The sequence below is a fragment of the Mucilaginibacter sp. NFR10 genome (genome assembly GCF_900100445.1).
Lineage (GTDB): Bacteria > Bacteroidota > Bacteroidia > Sphingobacteriales > Sphingobacteriaceae > Mucilaginibacter > Mucilaginibacter rubeus.
Genome location: NZ_FMTV01000004.1, coordinates 194,728 through 217,399, shown reverse-complemented (window position 1 = coordinate 217,399; position 22,672 = coordinate 194,728). Strand labels below are relative to the sequence as shown.

Here is a 22,672-nt window from a genome sequence, read left to right as displayed (position 1 = left end):
TAAAATATGAATGTCATTAAAATAAAAAGTCCATGAACTATAGCTTTTTGGCTATGGTCCATGGACTATCGTCTATCGACTAAAAAAACTTACGCCGAGCAAGTCACGCAGCCTTCTTCCATTGAGCAGGTTGGGCCTGCCGGAATTTCGTCGGCAACGGCGTCAACAACGGCCGGGATAACCGGATCCATGTTTTTACCGCCCTGGTTTTCAACTGTAAATTTAACAGCTTGCGATGCTGCTTGTGTACGCAGGTAGTACATACCTGTTTTCAAGCCTTTTTTCCATGCGTAGAAGTGCATTGAAGTTAACTTCGAAGCATTTGGTGAGTTGATGAACAGGTTCAATGATTGCGACTGGCAAATGTACGCGCCCCTGTCGGCAGCCATATCAATAATGCTGCGCATTTTGATCTCCCAAACAGTTTTGTACAATGCTTTGATATCAGCAGGGATCTCAGGAATTTCCTGGATTGAACCGTTTGCGCTGATGATCTTATCTTTCATGCTGGTGCTCCACAAGCCAAGGTTAACCAAATCACGCAGCAGGTATTTGTTCACTACAATGAACTCACCGCTCAATACACGGCGGGTGTAAATGTTTGAAGTATAGGGTTCAAAGCATTCGTTGTTACCTAAAATCTGTGATGTTGAAGCAGTTGGCATCGGTGCAACTAATAATGAGTTGCGTACGCCGTGGTTCATTACATCTAAACGCAGGTTTTCCCAATCCCACCTGCCGCTTTCTGGTTTTACACCCCACAGATCGAACTGGAATTTACCTTGTGACAATGGTGAGCCTTTGAATGTTTCATAAGCGCCATCTTTTATAGCCATATCTTTTGAAGCTGTCATTGCTGCAAAGTAGATGGTTTCGAAGATCTCGATGTTTAGTTTTTTAGCTTCATCACTTTCAAACGGCATACGCAGTTGAATGAAAGTATCAGCCAAGCCCTGTACACCTAAACCAATAGGACGGTGACGCAGGTTTGAGTATTCAGCTTCTTTAACCGGGTAATAATTACCATCAATGATCCTGTTAAGATTGATAGTTGCCTGGTAAGTTACTTCGTACAGTTTATCATGATCAAAAGCGCCGTTGTTGATATAACGAGGCAGTGCCAATGACGCCAGGTTACAAACAGCCACTTCGTTCGCATCGGTATACTCGATGATCTCGGTGCAAAGGTTTGAGCTTTTAATGGTACCCAGGTTTTGCTGGTTTGATTTACCGTTGGCCGCATCTTTATATAATAAGTATGGCGTACCGGTTTCAACCTGTGCATCAAGCACTGCAAACCAAAGTTCCTGTGCTTTTACTGTACGACGCTGACGGCCTTCTTTTTCGTATTTAACGTACAGCTCTTCAAATTCTTTGCCCCAGCAATCGGCTAAGCCCGGTGCTTCGTGCGGGCAAAATAAGCTCCAATCCTCATTGGCTTCAACGCGTTGCATGAACAGGTCAGATACCCAAAGGGCATAGAACAAATCGCGGGCACGCATTTCTTCTTTACCGTGGTTTTTACGCAGGTCCAAAAATTCAAAAATATCGGCATGCCATGGCTCTAAGTACACAGCGAAAGCGCCTTTACGTTTACCACCGCCCTGATCTACGTAACGTGCGGTATCATTAAATACACGCAGCATTGGGATAATACCATTGCTGGTACCGTTAGTACCGCTAATGTACGAGCCTGTAGCCCTTACATTGTGGATGCTTAAACCAATACCACCTGCACTTTGTGAAATTTTGGCAGTTTGTTTTAATGTATCATAGATACCCTCAATGCTGTCATCTTTCATGGTTAACAGGAAACATGATGACATTTGAGGTTTTGGTGTACCTGCATTAAACAAAGTTGGCGTAGCATGTGTAAACCAACGCTCGCTCATTAAATGGTAGGTTTTGATGGCGCTTTCAATATCATCTTTGTGGATCCCTACCGATACACGCATAAACAGGTGTTGAGGGCGCTCGGCAATTTTACCGTCGATTTTTAGCAGGTATGATTTCTCCAGGGTTTTGAAACCGAAATAATCAAAGCCAAAGTCGCGGTCATAAATGATGGTGCTGTCAAGCAGTTCCGCGTTTTCTTTAATCACTTCATAAACGTCGTCAGCGATAAGCGAGGCATCTTTACCTGTTTTCTTGTCAACATACTCATGCAGGAGGCGCATGGTTTCTGAAAACGACTTAATGGTGTTTTTGTGCAGGTTTGATACCGCGATACGCGAAGCCAGCAAAGCATAATCAGGGTGCTTGGTGGTTAATGAAGCGGCGGTTTCGGCAGCCAGGTTATCCAGCTCGGAGGTGGTTACGCCATCAAATAAACCTTCAATTACCTTTTTAGCCACATCAATGGGGTCAACTAATTGAAACCCATAGCACAGTTTTTCAATACGTGCGGTGATCTTGTCAAATTTTACGGATTCTCTTCTTCCGTCTCTTTTTACTACGAACATTTTGCCCCTCCTTTTGCCCCGTTAAAAGCGAAGCTTTTTTAGTTAATATTATTGTGATTTGATTATTTTCTGAACCTTGATTTTTCTTGATTTTGGGATTGATTGGCCTGAGACTACCTAACCTCTAATCACCAATCTCTAACCTCTTCAATTAGAAATCATCATCAAGCGAAAAGCTTTTGCTTTCGGCCGACGCATTCAGTACACCACTTTTTTGATAATCGCCTACACGCTTTTCAAAAAAGTTGGTTTTGCCCTGTAACGAGATCATTTCCATGAAATCGAACGGATTGGTTGCGTTATAGAATTTATCGTAACCAAGTTCGCTTAGCCACCTGTCGGCCACAAACTCAATGTACTGGCTCATTAGCTTGGCATTCATTCCTATCAGGTTAACCGGTAACGCCTCGGTTATAAATTCTTTTTCTATCTCTACCGCATCGGTAATGATCTTGGTAACCTGTTCCTGCGGTAGTTTGTTTTCAAGCATGCCATATAATAAGCAGGCAAACTCGCAGTGTGAACCTTCATCGCGCGAGATCAGCTCATTGCTGAAAGTTAAACCCGGCATCAGGCCGCGTTTTTTAAGCCAGAATATGGAGCAAAAGCTGCCTGAAAAGAAGATTCCTTCAACCGCCGCGAATGCAACCAAACGCTCGGCAAAGTTGCCGTTGTTGATCCATTTCAATGCCCACTCAGCTTTCTTACCAACACATGGTACGGTTTCAATAGCATGGAAAAGGCGATCTTTCTCGGTGGGATCTTTTACGTAGGTGTCTATCAGCAGGGCATAGGTTTCAGAGTGGATGTTTTCCATCATGATCTGGAAACCGTAAAAGCAGCGTGCTTCGGGCAATTGTACTTCGCTCATGAAGTTTACCGCCAGGTTCTCGTTCACGATACCATCGCTTGCGGCAAAAAAAGCGAGTACATGCGAGATAAAATGTTTCTCGCCCGAATTAAGACTTTCCCAATGTTTGATATCGTCCGACAGGTCGATTTCCTCGGCGGTCCAGAAGCTGGCTTCCGCTTTTTTATACATCTCCCAAATTGCGGGATACTTGATGGGAAGGATAACAAACCGGTCCTTGTTTTCCCGTAGTAATAATTCGTTTTCCAAACTCATTGGTGTCTACTTTATTAGTTTCTTTCTTCAATCAGGTATTCAGACACGAAAGCAAGCCCTACTTTTCAATAAAGCTTTAAATTTTGATGCCTTCGGATTTATTCCTTAGCAACTGTATTGTGTAACTTTCTGACAGCCAGTTATTTAATTAGAAGTTGACGAATGCTTCTGGCTGCCGGCTGAATGCCTTTTTTATTACCTTGCTGAGCAAAGTTAATGTTTGAGTTGTGTAGTTGTGAATGATAGTTTTTCACAAACCCCCGAGTTATCCACACTTTATCGGCACTTGTTATATTGATGAAAAATTAATGGACTTGAAAACAGCCGATTAAAAATTTGATTGAAATTTGCATGCCTTTATACTTGCGGATTACGATAATTTAACATTATAAATTACTTGACTTAACACCGACAATTATTGCCAATAATGAAATGCTTTTGCTTGCAGCCGGTATCAATATTTAAATGCGAAATTAAAAGGTCTCTGCAGGTCGGTATGTGGAAAACAATTACGCCCGTTAATCATGAACCAACGGGCGTATTCCTGAAAGTTTTACGAATTATTTTGCGTCCTCAACCGGAACAAATTTCATCGATACTGAATTTACACAATGGCGGGTGTTTTTAGCGGTCATGTACTCGCCCTCAAACACGTGGCCCAGGTGAGCGCCGCAATTTGCACACAGGATCTCTACCCTGCGGCCATCAGCGTCTACTTCGCGGCGAACAGCTCCTTCAATCTCATCGTCAAAACTCGGCCAGCCGCAAAACGACTCAAACTTATCTTCCGATCTATACAGCGGCGCATCACAGCGTTTGCAAACGTATAAACCTTGCGCCTTATTGTTCAGTAACGAGCCGGTGAACGGCCTTTCGGTACCTTTGTATAATATTACCCTTTCTTCTTCGGGCGTTAATTGATTGTACTCCATATTTTTTGTTGGGATTACACAGATTTTTGATGATTTCACCGATTCGATATTATTTACTCGGCTTTTCGATCTATATAAAGATACGACAAATCGGATCGATATAATGTTTTAACGGTTGATGTTTACACTGGTTTGACGAGGGAATGGCAGATGTGTTGATATGCAGATTTCAGATGTGCAGATTGCTAAAAACAGACAGCTGCCGCGGGTTTAATATTCCGCATCCAGCTTTTTTAACAGGTCCAGCCCTTTATCCCATTTGCCGTAACCCGCTGATACATTGATATGGCCTGCATCACCTATATTAACTATCTCACTTCCCCAGCTTTTTGCAAATAACAGGGCTCGTTCCGGGCCTACGTAGAAATCATTGTTACTAACCACCGTTATTGATTTGAATGGCAGTCTGCCTAATGGCATCGGCGTAAAGCCACTTGTGCCGGTTGGATAACTATCTGCTTCGGTATCGCTCGGCGCAACCAGTAACGCACCCTTTATTGCAATGGCATATCGCTTTGCCCACAAGGCTATGGCAGCACAAGCCAGGCTGTGACCAACTAAGATTACGTTTTCCGGGTCATAGCGGTTTACATAATCATTTATAGTTTTTATCCAATCGCTGCAAACCGGGGTTTCCCAATCCTGTTGTTCAATACGGGTAAAATTGAACTGTTTTTCCCAAATGCTTTGCCAATGTTGCGGCCCCGAATTACCCAATCCCGGGTGTATAAGAATATCTGCGTTGAATGTCATAGTTTTAATAAGATGTTAAATATCCTAATAATTGACGGTTCAATATATGGATTTTTGAACAATTGCCTGTAGGCGGCTAAAGTAGTTAAGCTCCCCCTTTAGGGGGCTGGGGGGCTTCAGCCACCTGTTTAATCACTTCATTCCTCTTTACCAACAATTGTGTCATGTAGTTTGAGAGGAACAGAAAGTTTACTGCATCTCCCAATATTCCGCCCGGCGATTCGAACGTGAAAATATCCCGCATCATGGTTTGGTTAAGGATAGGATAAAAATAATGCTCATGCGTAAAGCTTTTGAAAGCACCCTCAACCTGGATATCGGTAAAGTAGTTTGGATAGTCTATTTCGGTGATCTTTGAGGTAAGATTTTGCCATATGCCGAAATGCTTTGCCCGCCAGGTAACAGTTTCGCCGAGCTCAATCAAGCCGCTTGTACGCCCCGCAATAGCTCGTTCGCCAGTATGTTTTGTTGACTCTACATGTACATCAATGTTACGGGCAATGTCAAATACTTTTTCAACAGGGGCGTTAATATGGGTAGCGAGTAAGATCTGTGAAGGCATATGGTAATAAAAAATGTCATTGCGAGGAGGAACGACGAAGCAATCTCGTAGCCAGGCATATTCGCAACGCATTTGCTACGAGATTGCCGCGCTATCGCTCGCAATGACATAAATTTAAACAATTACATCAGCGTAATCATCAAAATCAAAAAACAATCAACGGTTAAAACTCCGCGTTTTTAGGAAACCTTGGGAAGGGGATCACATCGCGGATATTGCCCATGCCGGTAACAAACAGCACCAACCGCTCAAAACCCAAACCAAAGCCGGCATGCGGACAAGAACCGAAACGGCGGGTATCCAAATACCACCAAAGTTCTTCGGTAGGGATGCCCATTTCGTTCATCCGCTGCTCAAGCTTGTCTAAACGTTCTTCACGTTGTGACCCACCTACAATTTCGCCAATGCCCGGGAACAGGATGTCCATGGCGCGCACAGTTTTGCCATCGTCGTTCTGACGCATGTAAAACGCTTTGATCTCCTTTGGATAATCGGTCAGGATCACCGGCTTTTTAAAGTGTTTTTCGACCAGGTAACGCTCATGCTCGCTCTGCAGGTCGGTACCCCAGCCTTCAACAGGATAAACAAACTTTTTCTTTTTGTTTGGGGTAGATTCTTTCAGGATGTCAATCGCCTCGGTATAGGTTAGGCGCTCGAAATCGTTATTTAAGCAAAACTGCAGTTTTTCAAGCAGCGTCATTTCTGAGCGCTCGTTTTGCGGTTTGGTTTTTTCCTCTTCAGTTAAGCGCTGGGTTAAAAATTCAATGTCATCGGCATTTTTATCCAACGCGTATTTGATCACATATTTCAGCATGTCCTCGGCAAGGTCCATGTTGTCAACCAGATCGTTAAAGGCTACTTCCGGCTCAATCATCCAAAACTCGGCCAGGTGGCGTGTGGTGTTTGAATTTTCGGCACGGAAAGTTGGGCCGAAGGTATAAATATCGCTCAGGGCCATAGCGCCAAGCTCCCCTTCCAACTGACCGGATACGGTTAAGTTAGTGGCACGACCAAAAAAATCCTGTTTGAAATCAATCTCGCCGGTATCAGTTTTCGGAATGTTATCCAGGTCGAAGTTGGTAACGTGAAAAGTTTCGCCCGCGCCTTCAGCATCTGAAGCCGTAATTACAGGGGTATGCAGGTAAACAAAACCACGTTCCTGGAAAAACTGGTGCACCGCGAATGCCAAGCTGTTACGCACCCTGAAAATAGCGCCAAACGTACTGGTACGGAAACGCAGGTGGGCGTTTTCCCTCAAAAACTCAAGGCTGTGCTTTTTAGGCTGGATAGGATATTTTTCAGGATCGCTATCACCTAAAATTTCAATTTCAGTAGCTACAACCTCAACTGTTTGGCCTTTACCTAAAGATGCGATCAGTTTACCCTGAATACTAAGTGCTGCACCAACGGTAATACGTTTAAGTAAAGCCGGATCGGTGTTTTCAAAATCGACAACTACCTGGATGTTATTATTAGTTGAGCCATCATTCAAAGCAATAAAACGATTTGAACGGAATGCACGCACCCATCCTTTAACTGTTACATCAATTTCGGTTTGCTGGCTTTGCAGCAATGCTTTGATCTTAGTTCGCTGACTCATATCATGTATAATTTTTAGAGTCGCAAAAATACAATTAATTATGAAAGCGCACTTTGAAACATGAGCTAAAAAACATTAGCATGTTAACACGGAAAGATATATCAGGAGAAAGGGGGAAAGGAAACCAGCGACTAAAAATGTAGCCGGGAACATGAAGTATCCCGGCTATTTCTTTTTGACGCTTACTTGTTTGTAACCATGATTGTGTCACGGAGTAACGTGTTTGTCGTCGCGCCGCCTACCATAATAGTGTCTTTGCTTTTATTCAATGACTGGTTGGTAATGCTTTTTTTTGCACTAACACTGTCTTGTTTTGGAGCTACGCCATTTTTTTGGCAGCCAGCAAATAACAGAAGTGATACTGAGGCGGTTAATAATAGAGCTTTTTTCATAAAACAAATTTACAACTAATACGAATGATAATTAAGCTTAGTTACAATTAATATAAAAGTTAATATTTGAGCTTAGCTTTAAACTTACCCTCGCTAAAAGTAACCTTGTCCGGATGACTTTCGGTTTGGCTATCAATTACTTTCAGAAAACGTAATTCGAACAATCCCTGCAGTATTTTATCGGCCTGGTTGTACGAAATTATAGTTACCGAACTAAGATGGGTAGGGTCAGGTTTGTATCCGGCTAACGGGGAGCCGTTTTTTGTAATGTGGTAATAGTTTTCGTTTGCTTTGAGGGTATAATACCCAACACCATCAAACACAATTTTAAAACCTACCTGCTCTTCTTCACCTCCAATGGTGCTTTTTGCTGATATGGTAATGGTATCACCCATTATATTCGAACCGGAAGGATTAGCCTCCCATTTGATGTTGTTTTTTTGCGCAAGCATAAAATCGGGTATGACCGGAAAATTACAACAGTCCTTTTTTTTGCAGGCTGAAAAAAGCAGGGCCACGGCTATGGCTAATATCAAACAGGGATATTTCATTGCTTTACTGATGACAGGTTAATAAATTGTACAGGAAATATAAAGATATTTAAAAGTAAAGCATATTATACGTGGTTTCAGTAAGTTTGCCGCTCATTTTGTTTTATCGCCCATGAATCCCAAATTGAGCCTCGTTATTGGCATTCTATGCATTTCTTTTTCGCCGATATTTGTAAAGCTTGCCGGGGTATCACCAATTGGTTCGGCATTTTACCGGGTGTTTATAGCCTGGATTTGTCTTGCCCCATTTTGTGTATTTAGGCAAAAACTTAAAATAGATAAAAAGCAATTGCTTATTTCCATAGCTGCGGGCATGGTTTTCGCCCTTGATATTGCGGTATGGAATATTTCGCTGTTAAAGATCAGCGCCACTGTATCAACCCTTATTGCCAACCTGGCCCCGGTTTGGGTGGGCCTGATGAGCTTCCTGTTTTTAAGAAAAGGATCAGGTCGGCTATTTTGGATAGGTACGCTTATTGCCATCGCCGGTATGGTTGTTTTGGTAGGTTATGAACATATTTTGCACATGGAACTTAATGCCGGCATACTGCTGGCTATACTTGCCAGCTTTTTTTATGCCACCTACATCATGATCACCAAAAATATTATGGCCGGAATTGATGTATTTAGCTTTATGTTTTACAGTATGCTGAGCGCCAGCATTTTTTTATTGGTGATAAATGGATATATGCATAATGATCTTATTCACCTGTCGTTAAAAGTGTGGCTTTGCTTTGTTGGTATGGGGCTGATTTGCCAGTTAGCAGGATGGCTTACCATTAATTACTCTTTACGTTACCTTGAATCAACCAGGGTTTCCATTGCGTTATTGAGCCAAACGGTTTTTGCCGGGCTGCTTGCCGCTTTTTTACTTAACGAGCGCCTGGGCTTTAATGAGATTGTGGGTAGCATAATTGTATTGGCCGGGATAGCGGTAACATTTTTAAAACCCCGGAGTAAAAAAGCTGATACTTTGGCTTAAGCAATCTGTAAATGAAGCCATTCCATCTCATGAATTTAATATCGCCGGTCTGTTTCAATCATAATGATCGAAGTATGATCATATAGTTTTATTACACTTCTACTATTTTAATGGTAACCCCTGTGTTCTGCTAAATAGTTGATTATAAGTATTTTTGCGTCGGTATTATTGAATTTATGTTAACCCTGTCAACCCCCCTTGTCGTGGTAATGAAACCGGCATATAGCGCGGGATTTTACCTAAAGCGTTAACGGTAAACTTTTCACAAAGGGAGATTAAATTTTAAAACCCTCTTTATCAAACAAAACCGTATTTTAACGTTTTCGAATTACGGGCAACGATCTATCTTCCCTACATTTGCATTTTAACTCATGATTCAAAAATCCACTATCGACCGTATTATGGAAGCCACCGACATTGTGGAGGTGATAGGGGAATTTGTGCAGTTAAAAAAACGCGGGGCTAACTACGTAGGCCTTTCGCCTTTCGCGAATGAGCGTACCCCTTCGTTCACGGTTTCCCCGGCAAAAGGTATTTTTAAAGATTTCTCGACAGGAAAAGGTGGTTCGGCTGTTACGTTTTTAATGGAGCTGGAAAAGTTCAGTTATCCTGAAGCCTTGAAATGGCTTGCTAAAAAGTACGGCATCGAGGTTGAAGAAACTGTTGAAGCTCCCGAAAACCGTGAAGAGGAGCTACGCCGGGAAAGCCTCATGATCGTATCGGCATTTGCCGCTAAGTTTTTTCATGAAACCATGCTTGATACGGAGGAAGGTCAAAGCATCGGTCTCAGTTATTTTAAAGAACGCGGCTTTAATGCCGAAACCATCAAAAAGTTTGAATTGGGTTACTCGCCCGATCAATGGGAAGCTTTTACAGGCGCCGCCATCAGAAATGGTTATAAAGAGCAGTTTCTTGTTGAAAGCGGTCTGTCGGTAAAGCGGGATAACGGGGCCTTGTTCGACAGGTACCGCGGTCGGGTAATGTTCCCGATCCATAGTTTTACTGGCAGGGTAATAGGCTTTGGTGGTCGTACGCTAAAAAAAGATAAGAACGTAGCCAAGTATGTTAACTCGCCCGAGTCTGAAATCTACCATAAATCAAATGTACTTTACGGCCTCTACTTCGCTAAAAAGGCTATTCGTGAGCAGGATAACTGTTACCTGGTAGAGGGTTATGCCGATGTGCTTTCGGTACACCAGGCGGGGGTTGAAAACGTAGTGGCTTCATCAGGCACATCGCTCACTACTGAGCAGATTAAGCTCATTGCCCGTTTTACTAAAAACATCACCATATTATATGATGGCGACGCAGCCGGGATCAAAGCTTCACTGCGTGGTTTGGATATGATCCTGGAGGAAGGGCTTAATGTAAAAGTAGTGCTGTTTCCGGATGGACATGATCCTGATTCATTTGTACAATCGAAAGGATCAAGCGCTTTTAAAAAGCATATTGAGGAAAATAAGAAGGACTTTATCCTGTATAAAACCCAGATCCTGCTTAAAGAAGTTGGAAACGACCCGATCAGGAAAGCCGACGTAATCCGTGAAGTGGTTGAAAGTATCGCCAAGATCCCGGATAGCATCAAGGCATCGGTATTTATAAAAGAGTGTAGCAGCTTATTGCAGATAGATGAGCGCGCCCTTTTATCCGAGCTCAATAAAATGCGCACGGCTAAGGCAAAAAAGGAAGAGCAACAGCGTCAGCAGCAAAACAACAGGTTTGCCGAAATGCCCGACGAACCCCACTTTTTTGATGAGCCTGTTGAACTTGAGCCACAAGTTGCTAAAGACGATGCTTTTCAGGAAAAGGAAATTGTGCGTTTATTGCTGCATTATGGAAGCCGTATGATTGACTGGGACGGTATAGCCAATACCTATATAGGCCCTTTCATTATAGCCGAGTTGAGTGATGTTACTTTTGATCATCCGGTTTGTAAGCAGATTACCGAAATTTACCGTCGCGAAGTAGAAAACGGTGTACTGCCGGATGAGGCTTATTTTATTCACCATAAGGACAAAGCTATAGTTGATTTAACTATTAACATGTTAGCCAGTAAATATTCGCTTAGTGAAAACTGGTACGAAATGCATAAGATCACGGTGAACGATGAGCAGGTTAATATGAAAGCAACTATTCTCGGTGCTATCTTTCACCTTAAAAAGCATAAGGTTGGCAAGATGCTGGAAGACCTGCGCACCCAGCTTCAAAAAGCCGATACTGAGGCCGACCAGGAAATACTGCTTAACCAGTACATGCGCATGAAAAAGGTAGAAAAATCAATATCTGACTTTTTGGGCTCCGTAATCATAAAATAATGGCCCAACACCTCGAACTTGGTCGTACCGGCGAAGCGTTAGCCAAAGCCCATCTCGAAAATGCAGGCTACGAGATCCTCGATGAAAACTGGACTTTCGGAAAAGCCGAGATAGATATTATTGCTTATAAAGACAAGGTTATTATATTTACCGAAGTAAAAACCCGCACGGGCAATGGTTTCGGTGAACCGGAAGATTTTGTTGACAATCGTAAGCAGAAATTATTGGCCGAAGCTGCCGATGAATACATTTACCTCATGAACCACCAGGGCGAAGTGCGGTTTGATATCATCGCCATATTGTTTGACCGCAGTGGAAATTATATACTAAACCATATAGAAGATGCGTTTTGGCCTTCGGCCACATAACACTTATGAATAACAAAGTAAAACTATTTTTTGCCGCCTTTGCCTTAACGGCTTTGGGGTACTACGGCTGTAAACACAAACCTGATAGCTCGGCTACAGACTATACCATAACACCCGACGCCGGCGCAAACTACAAAGCCGGCGACAAGATCGACATTAAAGTAGGCTATCCCACAGGTAGTAAAGTTGATTCGGTAGTGTACCTGCTCGATTCGGTAAAGTTCGCATCCAGTAAGGATACTGCAGGTATCAGTCTTAAAACGGATACCATTGGCCTGGGCATCAGGATAATCACGGCTAAAGTTTACGAGGGCAGTAAAAGCAATGAGGTATCAACCAATGTCCTGTTATTAGCAGCAAAAGCCCCTGCCAGGTACACTTATAAAGTTGAAAAAGTTTTCCCTCATGATACTGCTGCCTATACTGAAGGTTTGCAGTATGTTGACGGCGTTTTATACGAAAGTACCGGAGACTATAAACATTCATCCATCCGTAAGGTTGATTTGAATACCGGAAAAATTTTGAATCAAACCAAACTTGATGAGAAATATTTTGGTGAAGGCCTGTCAGTTATTGGTGATAAGGTAGTACAGCTTACCTGGAAAGAAAAAGTAGGCTTTGTATATGATAAAAATACATTGAAGCTACTTAACAATTTTACCAATAATGTTGGCCCCGAAGGTTGGGGGATGTGCTATGACGGAACAAAATTATACATGGATGATAGCACCAACCGGATCTGGTTCCTTGACAAGAATGATTATCACCAGATAGGCCACATTGATGTGTGTGACGATAAACAACAGATAGATTCGATAAACGAACTGGAATACATCAACGGTAAGATCTATGCCAACGTTTATCAAACCGATAACATATTGGTGATTAATCCTAAAACCGGTGCGGTGGAGCAGGTAATTGATATGAAAGAGATTTACCCGGTAGCAAGCCGTCCGCAGGACAGGGACTGGAATAATAACGTGCTAAACGGAATTGCCTGGGATGCCAAAGGTCAGCGCTTGTTTGTTACCGGTAAAAAATGGCCGCATTTGTACCAGGTAAAGTTTGTGCCGGTTCCGTAGGTCTCGTCCCCTGACCTCCTGAAGGGGGAACCATAGTTTGAAAGAATTTTTTTATAATGCAAAATGCCCGAAAAAACCGGGCATTTTGCATTACAGTAGTATACTGCCGCGAGTTTAGCGGTAGCGTAACTCGTGGTTGGCATTATGTAAGCTTTCAGCTTACATAATGCCAACCACGGGCTACAAGCCCGCGGCAGTTATTATAAAACTTCCCCCCTTAGGAGGTTGGGGAGATTACCTCCAGGCTTTATATTGATTGATCAGGCCATTAGTTGATGAATCATGGCTGTTGATCTCTGCATTATCTTTCAGTTCAGGAAGGATTTTGCCGGCAAGTTGTTTACCAAGCTCAACACCCCATTGGTCAAAGCTATAAATGTTCCAGATGATACCCTGGGTGAAGATCTTGTGCTCATACATGGCAATCAGCGCGCCTAAAGTGTATGGTGTGATCTTTTTAATCAGGAACGAGTTTGTTGGACGGTTGCCTTCAAATACCTTGAACGGAGCTATTTTAGCTATTTCCTCGTCAGATTTTCCGGCAGCTTTTAGTTCTTCAATAACTACCTCTTCGGTTTTACCGTTCATTAAAGCTTCGGTTTGAGCAAAGAAGTTTGACAGCAGCATGTTGTGATGTTCGCCCAGTGGATTGTGCGATTGTGCCGGGGCGATGAAATCGGCAGGGATCAGTTTAGTGCCCTGGTGAATTAACTGATAAAAAGCATGCTGACCGTTTGTGCCTGGCTCACCCCAAATGATCGGGCCGGTTGAGTAGTCAACATCTTTACCATTACGGTCAACATGTTTACCATTACTTTCCATATCGCCCTGTTGGAAATAGGCCGAGAAGCGGTGCAGGTACTGGTCGTAAGGCAAAATTACATTTGTTTCGGCTTCAAAGAAGTTATTATACCAAATACCGATCAAACCCATAATAACAGGGATATTTTGATCAAACTCGGCAGTTTTAAAATGATTGTCAGTCGCGTGGGCACCGGCAAGCAAATCGGCAAAGTTTTCAAAGCCAATGCTCAGGGCAATTGACAAACCGATAGCGCTCCATAAAGAGTAACGGCCACCAACCCAATCCCAAAATTCAAACATGTTTTTGGTATCGATCCCAAATTTTTCAACAGCTGCTGCATTGGTTGAAAGAGCGGCGAAATGTTTAGCTACATCGGCCTCAGTAGCACCGCTGGCCAGGAACCAGTCGCGGGCGCTGTGGGCGTTGCCCATGGTTTCCTGGGTAGTGAAGGTTTTTGAAGCTACCAGGAACAATGTAGTTTCAGGATTAACTGCTTTCAGAGTTTCAACTATGTGTGTGCCGTCTACGTTACTTACAAAGTGGAGGTTTAAATGATTTTTGTATGCTTTTAAAGCTTCGGTAACCATTACCGGGCCAAGGTCTGAGCCGCCGATACCGATATTTACCACATCGGTAATAGCTTTGCCGGTGTAACCTTTCCACTCGCCGGAGATAATAGCTTCGCTGAAAGATTTCATCTGGTCAAGCACTTTATTTACATCGGGCATAACATCTTTACCATCAACATAAATAGGAGTGTTGCTGCGGTTACGTAATGCGATGTGTAATACCGGACGGCCTTCCGTAACGTTAATTTTTTCGCCGGAATACATGGCGTCTATCGCCTCTTTTAATGAACATTCTTTGGCCAGTTGGATCAATAAAGCAATGGTTTCATCATCGATACGGTTCTTTGAATAATCAAGCAGGATATCCTCAAACTGGATAGAGAACTTATTAAAACGCTGGTCGTCAGCATTAAACATTTCCTTCAGGTCTTTTGATACAATATCAATGTAATGATCTGTAAGATATTTGTAAGCCTGGGTTGTTGTAAAATCAGTAGTTGGCAGCATAATTGTGTTGTTTTTCAACAAAAGTAAAAAGTTAATTGTTAGATAGTCATTAAATAAATTATTAGCCTGTCTTAGTGTTGTTTAAACACGGCCGGCATAGTGTTGATTTTACACTTGAAAATTATGAGAATTACAAAAGAATTACAAATATATTTTGAAGTTTAAAATTTTTATTTAATATATTTGTGTCGATGGTAATCAAATGAGGTATTTATCATCAATTTGTAAATTTACTTTAAAAACACGTATTACTATGTTCGAAAAACTGTTTTTGCTTGTAAAAGATAACGCCGGGACGGCTGTTATCAACAACCCGGTGATTCCTGCTAAATATCATGAAGCAGTGATCAATGAAGCTTCAAGTTCAATCATTGAAGTTTTAAAAGGCCAGCTTGAAAGCGGCAAGGTGAAGGAACTTATTAAATACTTCCAGTTCTCGGGTAGTTACAACAATTCATTGGTATCGAGCATAACCAACCGCTTTGCAAATAAGCTTAATACTTTTTACAATATCGATCCGGAACATGCTTTGGCTACTGCAAAAGCTTTGATCCCGGCCGTAATGAATGAGCTGGTTAAGGAAACTAAAAGTGGTGAGGCCAAAGAATTTGCTTTGGGTACTATGTTAACTAAACTAAACGGTAACCGTACCGATCTGAACCCGCTTGTGAACAACCTGATGGTTGCCTAACATACTATTACATCTGCCTAATGAACAGGCCTGCCGATTGTTAAACAATTTGCAGGCCTTTTTATTTATGGCAATTTTTCAAATTATATATATTTGCCGCATGACTAAAGAACAAGTTCAGGATTTAAGGGATAGAGTAACTTCCCTGAGGAGGCATCTTTGACATTGATAAGAAGCTGGAACTATTAAAAGAGGAACAGGAAATAACCGTTGGTCCACATTTTTGGGATCACCCCAAAGAGGCCGAAAAGGTACTGGCATCCATCAAAGTTAAAAAAGTATGGACGGATGCTTTTCAGAAGGTAGTATCGGTTGTTGATGACGCCGGCGTACTTTTTGAATTTTACCAGGGCGGTGATGCTACCGAGGCCGAAATGCAGGAACAATATAATGCGGCTTTAAAAGCCGTTGAAGAGCTTGAGTTTAAAAACATGCTCTCGGCCGAAGAAGATCAACTAAACGCTGTGCTTCAGATTACAGCGGGTGCCGGTGGCACCGAAAGCTGCGACTGGGCCGGCATGCTCATGCGTATGTACATTATGTGGGGCGAAAAGAACGGTTATAAAGTAACCGAGCAGGATTACCAGGAAGGTGACGTGGCCGGCGTAAAAACCGTGACCCTGCAGTTGGAAGGCGAGTTTGCCTATGGCTATTTAAAGGGTGAAAATGGCGTACACCGTTTGGTGCGCGTATCGCCTTTTGACGCTAATGCCAAACGTCACACCTCATTTGCCTCTGTATATGTTTATCCCCTGGTTGATGATACCATTGAGATTGAAGTAAATCCGGCCGATATCGAATTTGAAACCTTCCGCTCGGGTGGTGCCGGTGGTCAGAACGTGAATAAGGTAGAAACTGCCGTGCGTTTATATCACAAGCCATCGGGCATCATCATCAAAAACCAGGAATCGCGTTCGCAATTGCAAAATAAGGATAATGCCATCCGCTTGCTGAAATCACAGTTATACGAAATTGAGATGCGCAAACGTATGGAACTAACCAATGCTATTGAGGGCAACAAAAAGAAGATAGAGTGGGGCTCACAGATCCGTAACTATGTTTTACACCCCTATAAATTGGTGAAAGACCTGCGTACCGATCATGAAACTTCAAACGCGGCAGCAGTGCTTGATGGCGATCTGGATGATTTCCTGAAAGCCTACCTCATGGAGTTTGGCGGGCCAAAGACGTAAAAAAATAGATAAAAAAGGCGTCATTGCGCGGTACGAAGCAATCCCCGATTAGCAGGCCCGCCCTGTATAGTTAACGTTGTTTTAGAAATTATAAAAGCGGAGTATCATTTCTGATGCTCCGCTTTTGTTTTCGGGAGATTAATTGTATTTTGGACACATCCAATTTTCCTTAAATAAGTATGAAAACCATTTTATCAGCCTTTGTATTGACCGCTATTACTTTTGTATCCCTTGCACAGGAAAAACCCATGCCACTTTATCCCAAAGGGGTGCCAAATTCTAAAAAGGCGCCTGCTACCTATACAGAAAAAACTAATAACGGAAGCTGGATCACCATGGTTACAGAACCAACGCTAACGCCGTATCTTCCGGAAAAAGGGAAAGCCAACGGTGCCGCGATAGTTGTTTGCCCCGGCGGTGCATATGCCGGACTTGCATCGGATCATGAAGGAAAGGCCGTAGCACAGGCTTTTGCCAATATTGGTGTTACTGCGTTTTTGCTAAAATACCGCTTGCCAAGCGATGATATTATGACAGATAAATCTATCGGTCCGTTACAGGATGCACAAATGGCCATATATACCGTACGCAAAAATGCTGCCGATTGGAATATTAACCCTTCAAAGATAGGAATTATCGGTTTTTCGGCAGGCGGGCACCTGGTTTCAACAGAAGGTACGCATTTTGATAAACCGGTTATTGAAGATAAAGAAAACATCAGCGTACGCCCTGATTTTATGATGCTGATCTATCCTGTAATTTCTTTTGGTGAATATGCCCATGTTGGTTCAAGGGAAAACCTGATAGGTAAGAGCCCATCGACAGAGCAGTTGGATCTGTATTCGAACGAAAAACAGGTTACTGCCAATACCCCGCCAACATTTTTAGTGCATGCTGAAGATGATAACGTAGTGCCTGTGCAAAACAGTCTGTTGTTTTACGATGCACTTTTAAAAAATAAAGTAAAGGCAGAGCTGCACCTGTTCCAGGAAGGTGGCCATGGCTTTGGAATGTATAACTCTAAAAATAAAGGCAAATGGTTTGAATGGGCTGCCGCGTGGCTGGAGGAGAATGGGTTTTTGAGCGGGAAGTGATCCGGCACAACTAATTTCTTCTTCTGTAAAACAGTAGGCTAATTTTATTGTTGAGGTAAACAGTCTTTTTTTGAAAGCTTGAAGTTCGACCTTAATGATGATTTTATGTTGAAAAGAATACTGTTAGCAGGGGTGTTTGTTGTCGGCGCCTGCTTTAATGTTATCGCCCAATCAATCAAATATAAAAGCGTATCTAATCAGGACCTTACATATGTTTTAAATAACCTGCAAAAACGTTATGTATATACTGATCACAAAACGCTGAATATTGCGGTGTACCTTGTAGTCGATCAGCAGGGTGACGTTGATGCCCCTGCAGACTGTAAAACACCGGGTTCTATTTATATAGCGGTGTCAGAAGTTAAGCCTCAGCCTCAACAGTATGTTTATAAACTGAACCCAGTTTGTGATCCCAAGTTTGTTAATTGGATCAAATCAAAAAAAATGTATAAGATAGCATTCAGCTACGGGGCGTCGACTAAAAGGAAAACAGCTACTATTGGAATTACGTTGAAGAAGCTGATGGTGGAATAAATTTGTTGACGACAATACAAAAATGCTTAACAGTTTCTTAAACTACATGATAGAACCAAAAATCCGTCGCTGAAAAACCACTTTTGTTTATAATATAAGATACAACACTATCTACTTCCGGGTCTTCGTCTAAAACGAGTTCCTCTGTTTCCAAATCTGTAACCATAATGTACTCGATATAAGCTTGCCCCTTTAAAGCTATTTGTACATCATCCGACCGATCTGTGGGGATAAAAATCAATGGATATCTTCTCCATATATATCCAATGATTTTGCTAGACAGTGATATTGAAGTTACTTTTTCATCATCATCTTCGCAATATGATACTTCATATCCTTTGCTGCCCAAATGTTCGAGGCAGTAAAAGAACTCATATATGCTCCAAAGAACATCATCCTTGCTTATGGCTTTCTTAATGATGTTTGTTATGTTTTGCATTATGTCGAACACGTGAATTTAACTAATATCTATTATCCCAACAATTTTATCTACGTCAAAAGTGAAAATTGAATGCCCTTTCAGATTTAACTCATCACCTTTCTTTAATCCATTTGGCAGGTCGGCGGCTAAAATTGCGTTATAGTCAATAGCTATTTCGGTTTTGTTGCCGGTGTGTTTAAAAGACCGGATAATTTGCTCGCGGCGTTCAAAAAGCTCAGTTGCCTGTTCGGCCTGACTCCTGAACGCTTCTATACCATCAAGCTCCATATCCACATCACCGTTTGATATGTTTTGAAATTTAACGGATGGTGCGAGGTTTTTAAGCATGTCTTCAACATCAAAGTTGTTATAGGCCTTTACATAATTGCTGATGATAAGTTCACGTTGCTGCATAAGCTAAAGATAATGATTATGCCAACGTATAAACGATCTGTAAAGGATTATTTAATCATTCCCAAATTCGGCACATAAGCGCCGCCTACAGGCAGCAAAAATCCATTTACTGTTACCTGATGGCGTTCTATCTTATCAATTTTATTTACAGCGGCAATAAACGACCGATGGATCCTGACAAACTTCTCAGCCGGCAGTAGCGCCTCAACTTCAGTGATGGTCATGCGGGTAAGCACTTTGCTATCCTTTAATATAAAATTTACATAATTACCTGTGGCTTCTAAATGATAAATGTCATCGAAGTTAACGCGCACCTGCTCATAGCCGGTTTTCAGGAATATGTAATCCTTAACCTCGGCAGTGTTCCTAAAACTGTAAAGTTCATAAGCTTTGTTGCAGGCTTTTATGAACCGGGTAAGCGCAAAGGGTTTCAATAAATAGTCTACCGCGTCCAGTTCAAAGCTGGTAACAGCGTGTTCGGTGTAGGCGGTGGTAAATATTACCAGCGGTTTTTTGTTGAGACAGGTTAACAGATCGATGCCCGAAATATCGGGCATCTTAATATCCAGGAACAATAGGTCCACAGGTTCGCGCTGCAGATAGTCCATTGCTTTAAAAGCATCGGTAAATTCGGCTTTGAGGTCAACAAAAGGCACTTTTGCAGCATGCGAGCGGATCACATCAAGTGCTATAGGTTCGTCATCAATGGCTATGGCAGTAATCAAAGCTTATTGCAATTGTATGGTTAAATGTATGAAAAAATCTTTCGCACTTTCGCGGATCACCAATTCGTGTTTGTTAGGGTATAAAAGTGCCAGTCGCTGTTTAACGTTCTCGAGGCCGATGCCATTGTTGTATCTTTCGGTGTCGTTAACCACTTTAGGATGGATACTGTTATGCACATCAAAGTAAAGTGTGTTTTCTTTGGTTTGCAGGCTGATGTTGATGTGTGACGGCTCGCGCAGGCTGATGCCGTGTTTAAATGCGTTCTCAATAAAAGGGATCAGTAACATTGGGGCTATCTGCAGGGCATTAACATGCTCTTCAATTTGCAGCACGATGCTGATGTCCGGCGAGGTTTGAGTGCGCAATTTTTGCAGGGCGATATAGTTATTAAGATAATCGATCTCGCGTACCAGCAGTATTTTTTCCTGCATGTTTTCTTGTAGCATAAAACGCATCATATCGCCCAGGCGTTGCACACCTTCGGCGGTACGTTCGGCATCTTCCTGTAAAGCTGTTCCGTAAAGTGTATTTAATGCGTTAAACAGGAAATGCGGGTTAATTTGTGAGCGAAGAAAATCCAGATCGGCAGTGGAGCGGCCGAGGGCCGTTTTGAGATGTACAATCTCCTGTTTTCCGGCAAGATTGCGCTTATAAATCATCCAGCTTATAGGAGCAACCAATAATATCTGGATGCCACAGTTAAAGGCACCTATGATAAACACAGGTTCTATATTTACCTTGTTAAAAATAACTGCTGTTAAAAATCCTATCGGCACACTGATCACCAGCATTATGCCTGTAACCTTAAACAGGTAGTTAAAGAAACCCCTATTTTTGGCAAATGTTGCTGGTATAAGGCTATAGAACGAAAAACTAACATTCCCAATGCCTGTCAGCGCTATAATCACAAACGTAACTATCAATTCATACTGGGCTTCGGAAAGCGCCAGCAAGAATGTTGTGATCATACAAATAACCAGGGCTATAACACAGCCACGGGTAATTACCTGGTATTTGGCGTTTATTTTATCAACGTTACTCAATAAAAACCGGGTAGCAAATTTGATCATGCTATAAAAAGTAAGCATCATTATTACCCACAAAGCGTATAATACATTTGTTTTAAAAACGATGTTATACACATAATCGGCCGATTTATGGTAAAATAGATATCCCTTAAGCCAGGTATCGGTAATGCCGAATAGGCCCCAAAGGGCAACAAGCAAGGCCAAACCCAAAATGATATGCCATGCTACCCGCCTTTTTTGTGCTAAGGCCGGTACTATAATAAAATTCCAGAGCAGGTAGGCGCCGTAATAACCAGTGTACCTAAACACCTGCGGGAAAAAGAAATATTTAGAGTAGGAGTAGTGCAGGTGGTAATTGTTGAACATGTACCGGTATGGGGTCCATATTTCATTATCGACACTGTTAGACACTTTGGCTAACAGAAGGAGCAGGCCAAAAACATAAATAGTGGTTGCGGCCCAAAATTCAATTTTGCCAAGGTTAAGGTTTTTTTTCAGGAGATCGTTCATCGTGTTTTGAATTATGCCCGCAAGGTATAATTCACAATACTACTGAATAAATAAATGGGATGAAACACAGTATCGGTGTGATGAAGGGCCCCCTAACCCCCTAAAGGGGGAACAAATAGCAGATGAAAAGATGAAATCCTGCAAATCAAAAGCACCCCCTTTAGGGGGCGGGGGGGGCTTCCATGATATTTAGCAGCTCATTCAACTCCCTAACCTTTTCGGCCGAACCCAGATTTTCGTAGGCACTGATGAGGTTGCGAAGCACACGCTTAATAATATCTGTATTAGAGCATGGCTCGTAAAACTGTTTGTCAAATTTGAGGTTAAGTTGTTTCAGGAACATGTCTACATCGCGTCTGCCAAACAGAAAGCCTTTGTTAAAGGCGTTGATATAAAACAGGATCCCGCTTTCAAACTCGCTTTGCATGCTCTCGTCAAGATAGGCGAGGATAAAATGCTGGGGAAGGTTTACACCGTAAACAGGGATATCCAGTTTTTGTGCGATGATAGAGTAGATGATCGCCAATGAGATCTGGTTGCCTTTTTTAGTTTCCAGCACCTGGCTCAGATAGCTGTTTTGCGGATCGAGGTGATTGGCAGTATTACCGCTGAAACCGTAGATATTGTAGAATACATGGTTAATAAGCTTAACCTGCTCTTTCGGGCTGGCCTCGTTCATCATCTGGATCCAGATGTCGCGTTTAATGGCCTCTATTTGGTTAATTACCTTTTGTTCATCAAGGTCGGGGTATTGATAACGATTAATAATCAGGATGCCTTGCAGCAAATCGAATGCGCCGCTTTGATTCCAAAGTTTTAGGTCGGTTTTAAGATTGTTGAACTGAATTTCATGTACCAGGTTGGCTATACGTTCCTGTTGAATTGGGTCAAAAGCCTGTTCAAAGGCCGACTCGAGATAAGTAATAGCCTCTGCTCCATATGAAAACAATTTATTATACACATGCTCAAAGATTTCGCTGTCCGGATCATCCAGCAGGCGGATCAATGAATTTACTTCGGTTGGATTTATCATACGCTGTAATGCTAAAATACTA

At 42.2% G+C, this 22,672-nt stretch carries 22 protein-coding genes; 8 read left to right on the top strand and 14 right to left on the bottom strand.

Annotated features, from left to right (window positions below):
• Nucleotides 1-89: 89 nt before the first annotated feature.
• From BLP33_RS15325 to BLP33_RS15290, 8 genes are all read right to left on the bottom strand, one after another.
• Nucleotides 90-2,462: a ribonucleoside-diphosphate reductase subunit alpha gene (locus BLP33_RS15325; protein ID WP_090530228.1), complete on the bottom strand. Its 2,373-nt coding sequence runs from the start codon at nucleotides 2,460-2,462 to the stop codon at nucleotides 90-92.
• A gap of 151 nt (nucleotides 2,463-2,613) precedes the next feature.
• Nucleotides 2,614-3,588 carry a ribonucleoside-diphosphate reductase small subunit gene (locus BLP33_RS15320; RefSeq protein ID WP_090530224.1) on the bottom strand — a complete coding sequence of 325 codons (975 nt, stop codon included), beginning with the start codon at nucleotides 3,586-3,588 and terminating at the stop codon, nucleotides 2,614-2,616.
• Between the two features lie 560 nt (nucleotides 3,589-4,148).
• Entirely contained in the window at nucleotides 4,149-4,520 is a 372-nt protein-coding gene (locus BLP33_RS15315; protein ID WP_090531310.1) for a methionine-R-sulfoxide reductase, read from the bottom strand.
• A gap of 210 nt (nucleotides 4,521-4,730) precedes the next feature.
• Nucleotides 4,731-5,273 carry an RBBP9/YdeN family alpha/beta hydrolase gene (locus BLP33_RS15310; RefSeq protein WP_090530221.1) on the bottom strand — a complete coding sequence of 181 codons (543 nt, stop codon included), beginning with the start codon at nucleotides 5,271-5,273 and terminating at the stop codon, nucleotides 4,731-4,733.
• A gap of 85 nt (nucleotides 5,274-5,358) precedes the next feature.
• Nucleotides 5,359-5,835, bottom strand: coding sequence for an SRPBCC family protein (locus BLP33_RS15305; protein WP_090530217.1), 477 nt, complete (start codon nucleotides 5,833-5,835; stop codon nucleotides 5,359-5,361).
• 163 nt (nucleotides 5,836-5,998) lie between these two features.
• Nucleotides 5,999-7,435 carry an asparagine--tRNA ligase gene (gene asnS, locus BLP33_RS15300; protein ID WP_090530214.1) on the bottom strand — a complete coding sequence of 479 codons (1,437 nt, stop codon included), beginning with the start codon at nucleotides 7,433-7,435 and terminating at the stop codon, nucleotides 5,999-6,001.
• A 182-nt stretch (nucleotides 7,436-7,617) separates the two neighbouring features.
• A complete protein-coding gene (locus BLP33_RS15295; RefSeq protein ID WP_090530211.1) occupies nucleotides 7,618-7,827 on the bottom strand; it encodes a hypothetical protein in 210 nt (69 codons plus the stop codon).
• Nucleotides 7,828-7,886: 59 nt separating this feature from the next.
• Nucleotides 7,887-8,378 carry a DUF6252 family protein gene (locus BLP33_RS15290; RefSeq protein WP_090530207.1) on the bottom strand — a complete coding sequence of 164 codons (492 nt, stop codon included), beginning with the start codon at nucleotides 8,376-8,378 and terminating at the stop codon, nucleotides 7,887-7,889.
• A 112-nt stretch (nucleotides 8,379-8,490) separates the two neighbouring features.
• Here BLP33_RS15290 and BLP33_RS15285 point away from each other — a divergent pair, with 112 nt between their 5' ends.
• From BLP33_RS15285 to BLP33_RS15270, 4 genes are all read left to right on the top strand, one after another.
• Nucleotides 8,491-9,360, top strand: coding sequence for a DMT family transporter (locus BLP33_RS15285; RefSeq protein WP_090530204.1), 870 nt, complete (start codon nucleotides 8,491-8,493; stop codon nucleotides 9,358-9,360).
• A gap of 371 nt (nucleotides 9,361-9,731) precedes the next feature.
• Nucleotides 9,732-11,675: a DNA primase gene (gene dnaG / locus BLP33_RS15280; protein WP_090530201.1), complete on the top strand. Its 1,944-nt coding sequence runs from the start codon at nucleotides 9,732-9,734 to the stop codon at nucleotides 11,673-11,675.
• The gene (locus tag BLP33_RS15275) at nucleotides 11,675-12,043 is read left to right on the top strand and encodes a YraN family protein (RefSeq protein WP_090530198.1); all 369 of its coding nucleotides are present in this window, start codon (nucleotides 11,675-11,677) and stop codon (nucleotides 12,041-12,043) included. The genes dnaG and BLP33_RS15275 overlap by 1 nt, the downstream gene beginning before the upstream one ends.
• 5 nt (nucleotides 12,044-12,048) lie before the next feature.
• Entirely contained in the window at nucleotides 12,049-13,125 is a 1,077-nt protein-coding gene (locus BLP33_RS15270) for a glutaminyl-peptide cyclotransferase (protein WP_090530196.1), read from the top strand.
• 234 nt (nucleotides 13,126-13,359) lie between these two features.
• Here BLP33_RS15270 and pgi read toward each other — a convergent pair whose 3' ends face one another.
• The gene (pgi, locus tag BLP33_RS15265) at nucleotides 13,360-15,006 is read right to left on the bottom strand and encodes a glucose-6-phosphate isomerase (protein WP_090530193.1); all 1,647 of its coding nucleotides are present in this window, start codon (nucleotides 15,004-15,006) and stop codon (nucleotides 13,360-13,362) included.
• A 253-nt stretch (nucleotides 15,007-15,259) separates the two neighbouring features.
• Here pgi and BLP33_RS15260 point away from each other — a divergent pair, with 253 nt between their 5' ends.
• The 4 genes from BLP33_RS15260 (at nucleotide 15,260) to BLP33_RS15245 (ending at nucleotide 18,518) form a co-directional block, all read left to right on the top strand.
• Entirely contained in the window at nucleotides 15,260-15,697 is a 438-nt protein-coding gene (locus BLP33_RS15260) for a hypothetical protein (RefSeq protein ID WP_139160004.1), read from the top strand.
• Nucleotides 15,698-15,797: 100 nt separating this feature from the next.
• Nucleotides 15,798-16,890, top strand: a protein-coding gene (gene prfB, locus BLP33_RS15255) for a peptide chain release factor 2 (RefSeq protein ID WP_139160003.1) whose coding sequence is annotated in 2 segments (ribosomal slippage) — nucleotides 15,798-15,857 and nucleotides 15,859-16,890 — 1,092 coding nt in all. Because the reading frame shifts where the segments join, the coding sequence is not laid out codon by codon here.
• Nucleotides 16,891-17,069: 179 nt separating this feature from the next.
• On the top strand, nucleotides 17,070-17,984 hold the full coding sequence (locus tag BLP33_RS15250) for an alpha/beta hydrolase (protein WP_090530185.1): 915 nt from the start codon (nucleotides 17,070-17,072) through the stop codon (nucleotides 17,982-17,984).
• 105 nt (nucleotides 17,985-18,089) lie between these two features.
• Nucleotides 18,090-18,518 carry a hypothetical protein gene (locus tag BLP33_RS15245; RefSeq protein ID WP_139160002.1) on the top strand — a complete coding sequence of 143 codons (429 nt, stop codon included), beginning with the start codon at nucleotides 18,090-18,092 and terminating at the stop codon, nucleotides 18,516-18,518.
• A 37-nt stretch (nucleotides 18,519-18,555) separates the two neighbouring features.
• On the opposite strand, the gene BLP33_RS15240 is transcribed toward BLP33_RS15245, so the two are convergent.
• The 5 genes from BLP33_RS15240 to BLP33_RS15220 form a co-directional block, all read right to left on the bottom strand.
• Nucleotides 18,556-18,957: a hypothetical protein gene (locus BLP33_RS15240; protein WP_090530179.1), complete on the bottom strand. Its 402-nt coding sequence runs from the start codon at nucleotides 18,955-18,957 to the stop codon at nucleotides 18,556-18,558.
• A gap of 18 nt (nucleotides 18,958-18,975) precedes the next feature.
• A complete protein-coding gene (locus BLP33_RS15235) occupies nucleotides 18,976-19,353 on the bottom strand; it encodes a nuclear transport factor 2 family protein (RefSeq protein ID WP_090530178.1) in 378 nt (125 codons plus the stop codon).
• A gap of 47 nt (nucleotides 19,354-19,400) precedes the next feature.
• Nucleotides 19,401-20,078, bottom strand: coding sequence for a LytR/AlgR family response regulator transcription factor (locus BLP33_RS15230; RefSeq protein ID WP_223266289.1), 678 nt, complete (start codon nucleotides 20,076-20,078; stop codon nucleotides 19,401-19,403).
• A 3-nt stretch (nucleotides 20,079-20,081) separates the two neighbouring features.
• Complete coding sequence (locus BLP33_RS15225; RefSeq protein WP_217633167.1) at nucleotides 20,082-21,617, bottom strand: sensor histidine kinase; 1,536 nt, start codon at nucleotides 21,615-21,617, stop codon at nucleotides 20,082-20,084.
• A 160-nt stretch (nucleotides 21,618-21,777) separates the two neighbouring features.
• Entirely contained in the window at nucleotides 21,778-22,650 is an 873-nt protein-coding gene (locus tag BLP33_RS15220; RefSeq protein ID WP_090530176.1) for a transglutaminase family protein, read from the bottom strand.
• Nucleotides 22,651-22,672: the final 22 nt, after the last annotated feature.

Bases quoted from the DNA above. Each gene is read 5' to 3' on its own strand.
- BLP33_RS15325 (WP_090530228.1), bottom strand. From the start codon at position 2,462: ATGTTCGTAGTAAAAAGAGACGGAAGAAGAGAATCCGTAAAATTTGAC.
- BLP33_RS15320 (WP_090530224.1), bottom strand. From the start codon at position 3,588: ATGAGTTTGGAAAACGAATTATTACTACGGGAAAACAAGGACCGGTTT.
- BLP33_RS15315 (WP_090531310.1), bottom strand. From the start codon at position 4,520: ATGGAGTACAATCAATTAACGCCCGAAGAAGAAAGGGTAATATTATAC.
- BLP33_RS15310 (WP_090530221.1), bottom strand. From the start codon at position 5,273: ATGACATTCAACGCAGATATTCTTATACACCCGGGATTGGGTAATTCG.
- BLP33_RS15305 (WP_090530217.1), bottom strand. From the start codon at position 5,835: ATGCCTTCACAGATCTTACTCGCTACCCATATTAACGCCCCTGTTGAA.
- asnS (WP_090530214.1), bottom strand. From the start codon at position 7,435: ATGAGTCAGCGAACTAAGATCAAAGCATTGCTGCAAAGCCAGCAAACC.
- BLP33_RS15295 (WP_090530211.1), bottom strand. From the start codon at position 7,827: ATGAAAAAAGCTCTATTATTAACCGCCTCAGTATCACTTCTGTTATTT.
- BLP33_RS15290 (WP_090530207.1), bottom strand. From the start codon at position 8,378: ATGAAATATCCCTGTTTGATATTAGCCATAGCCGTGGCCCTGCTTTTT.
- BLP33_RS15285 (WP_090530204.1), top strand. From the start codon at position 8,491: ATGAATCCCAAATTGAGCCTCGTTATTGGCATTCTATGCATTTCTTTT.
- dnaG (WP_090530201.1), top strand. From the start codon at position 9,732: ATGATTCAAAAATCCACTATCGACCGTATTATGGAAGCCACCGACATT.
- BLP33_RS15275 (WP_090530198.1), top strand. From the start codon at position 11,675: ATGGCCCAACACCTCGAACTTGGTCGTACCGGCGAAGCGTTAGCCAAA.
- BLP33_RS15270 (WP_090530196.1), top strand. From the start codon at position 12,049: ATGAATAACAAAGTAAAACTATTTTTTGCCGCCTTTGCCTTAACGGCT.
- pgi (WP_090530193.1), bottom strand. From the start codon at position 15,006: ATGCTGCCAACTACTGATTTTACAACAACCCAGGCTTACAAATATCTT.
- BLP33_RS15260 (WP_139160004.1), top strand. From the start codon at position 15,260: ATGTTCGAAAAACTGTTTTTGCTTGTAAAAGATAACGCCGGGACGGCT.
- BLP33_RS15250 (WP_090530185.1), top strand. From the start codon at position 17,070: ATGAAAACCATTTTATCAGCCTTTGTATTGACCGCTATTACTTTTGTA.
- BLP33_RS15245 (WP_139160002.1), top strand. From the start codon at position 18,090: ATGTTGAAAAGAATACTGTTAGCAGGGGTGTTTGTTGTCGGCGCCTGC.
- BLP33_RS15240 (WP_090530179.1), bottom strand. From the start codon at position 18,957: ATGCAAAACATAACAAACATCATTAAGAAAGCCATAAGCAAGGATGAT.
- BLP33_RS15235 (WP_090530178.1), bottom strand. From the start codon at position 19,353: ATGCAGCAACGTGAACTTATCATCAGCAATTATGTAAAGGCCTATAAC.
- BLP33_RS15225 (WP_217633167.1), bottom strand. From the start codon at position 21,617: ATGAACGATCTCCTGAAAAAAAACCTTAACCTTGGCAAAATTGAATTT.
- BLP33_RS15220 (WP_090530176.1), bottom strand. From the start codon at position 22,650: ATGATAAATCCAACCGAAGTAAATTCATTGATCCGCCTGCTGGATGAT.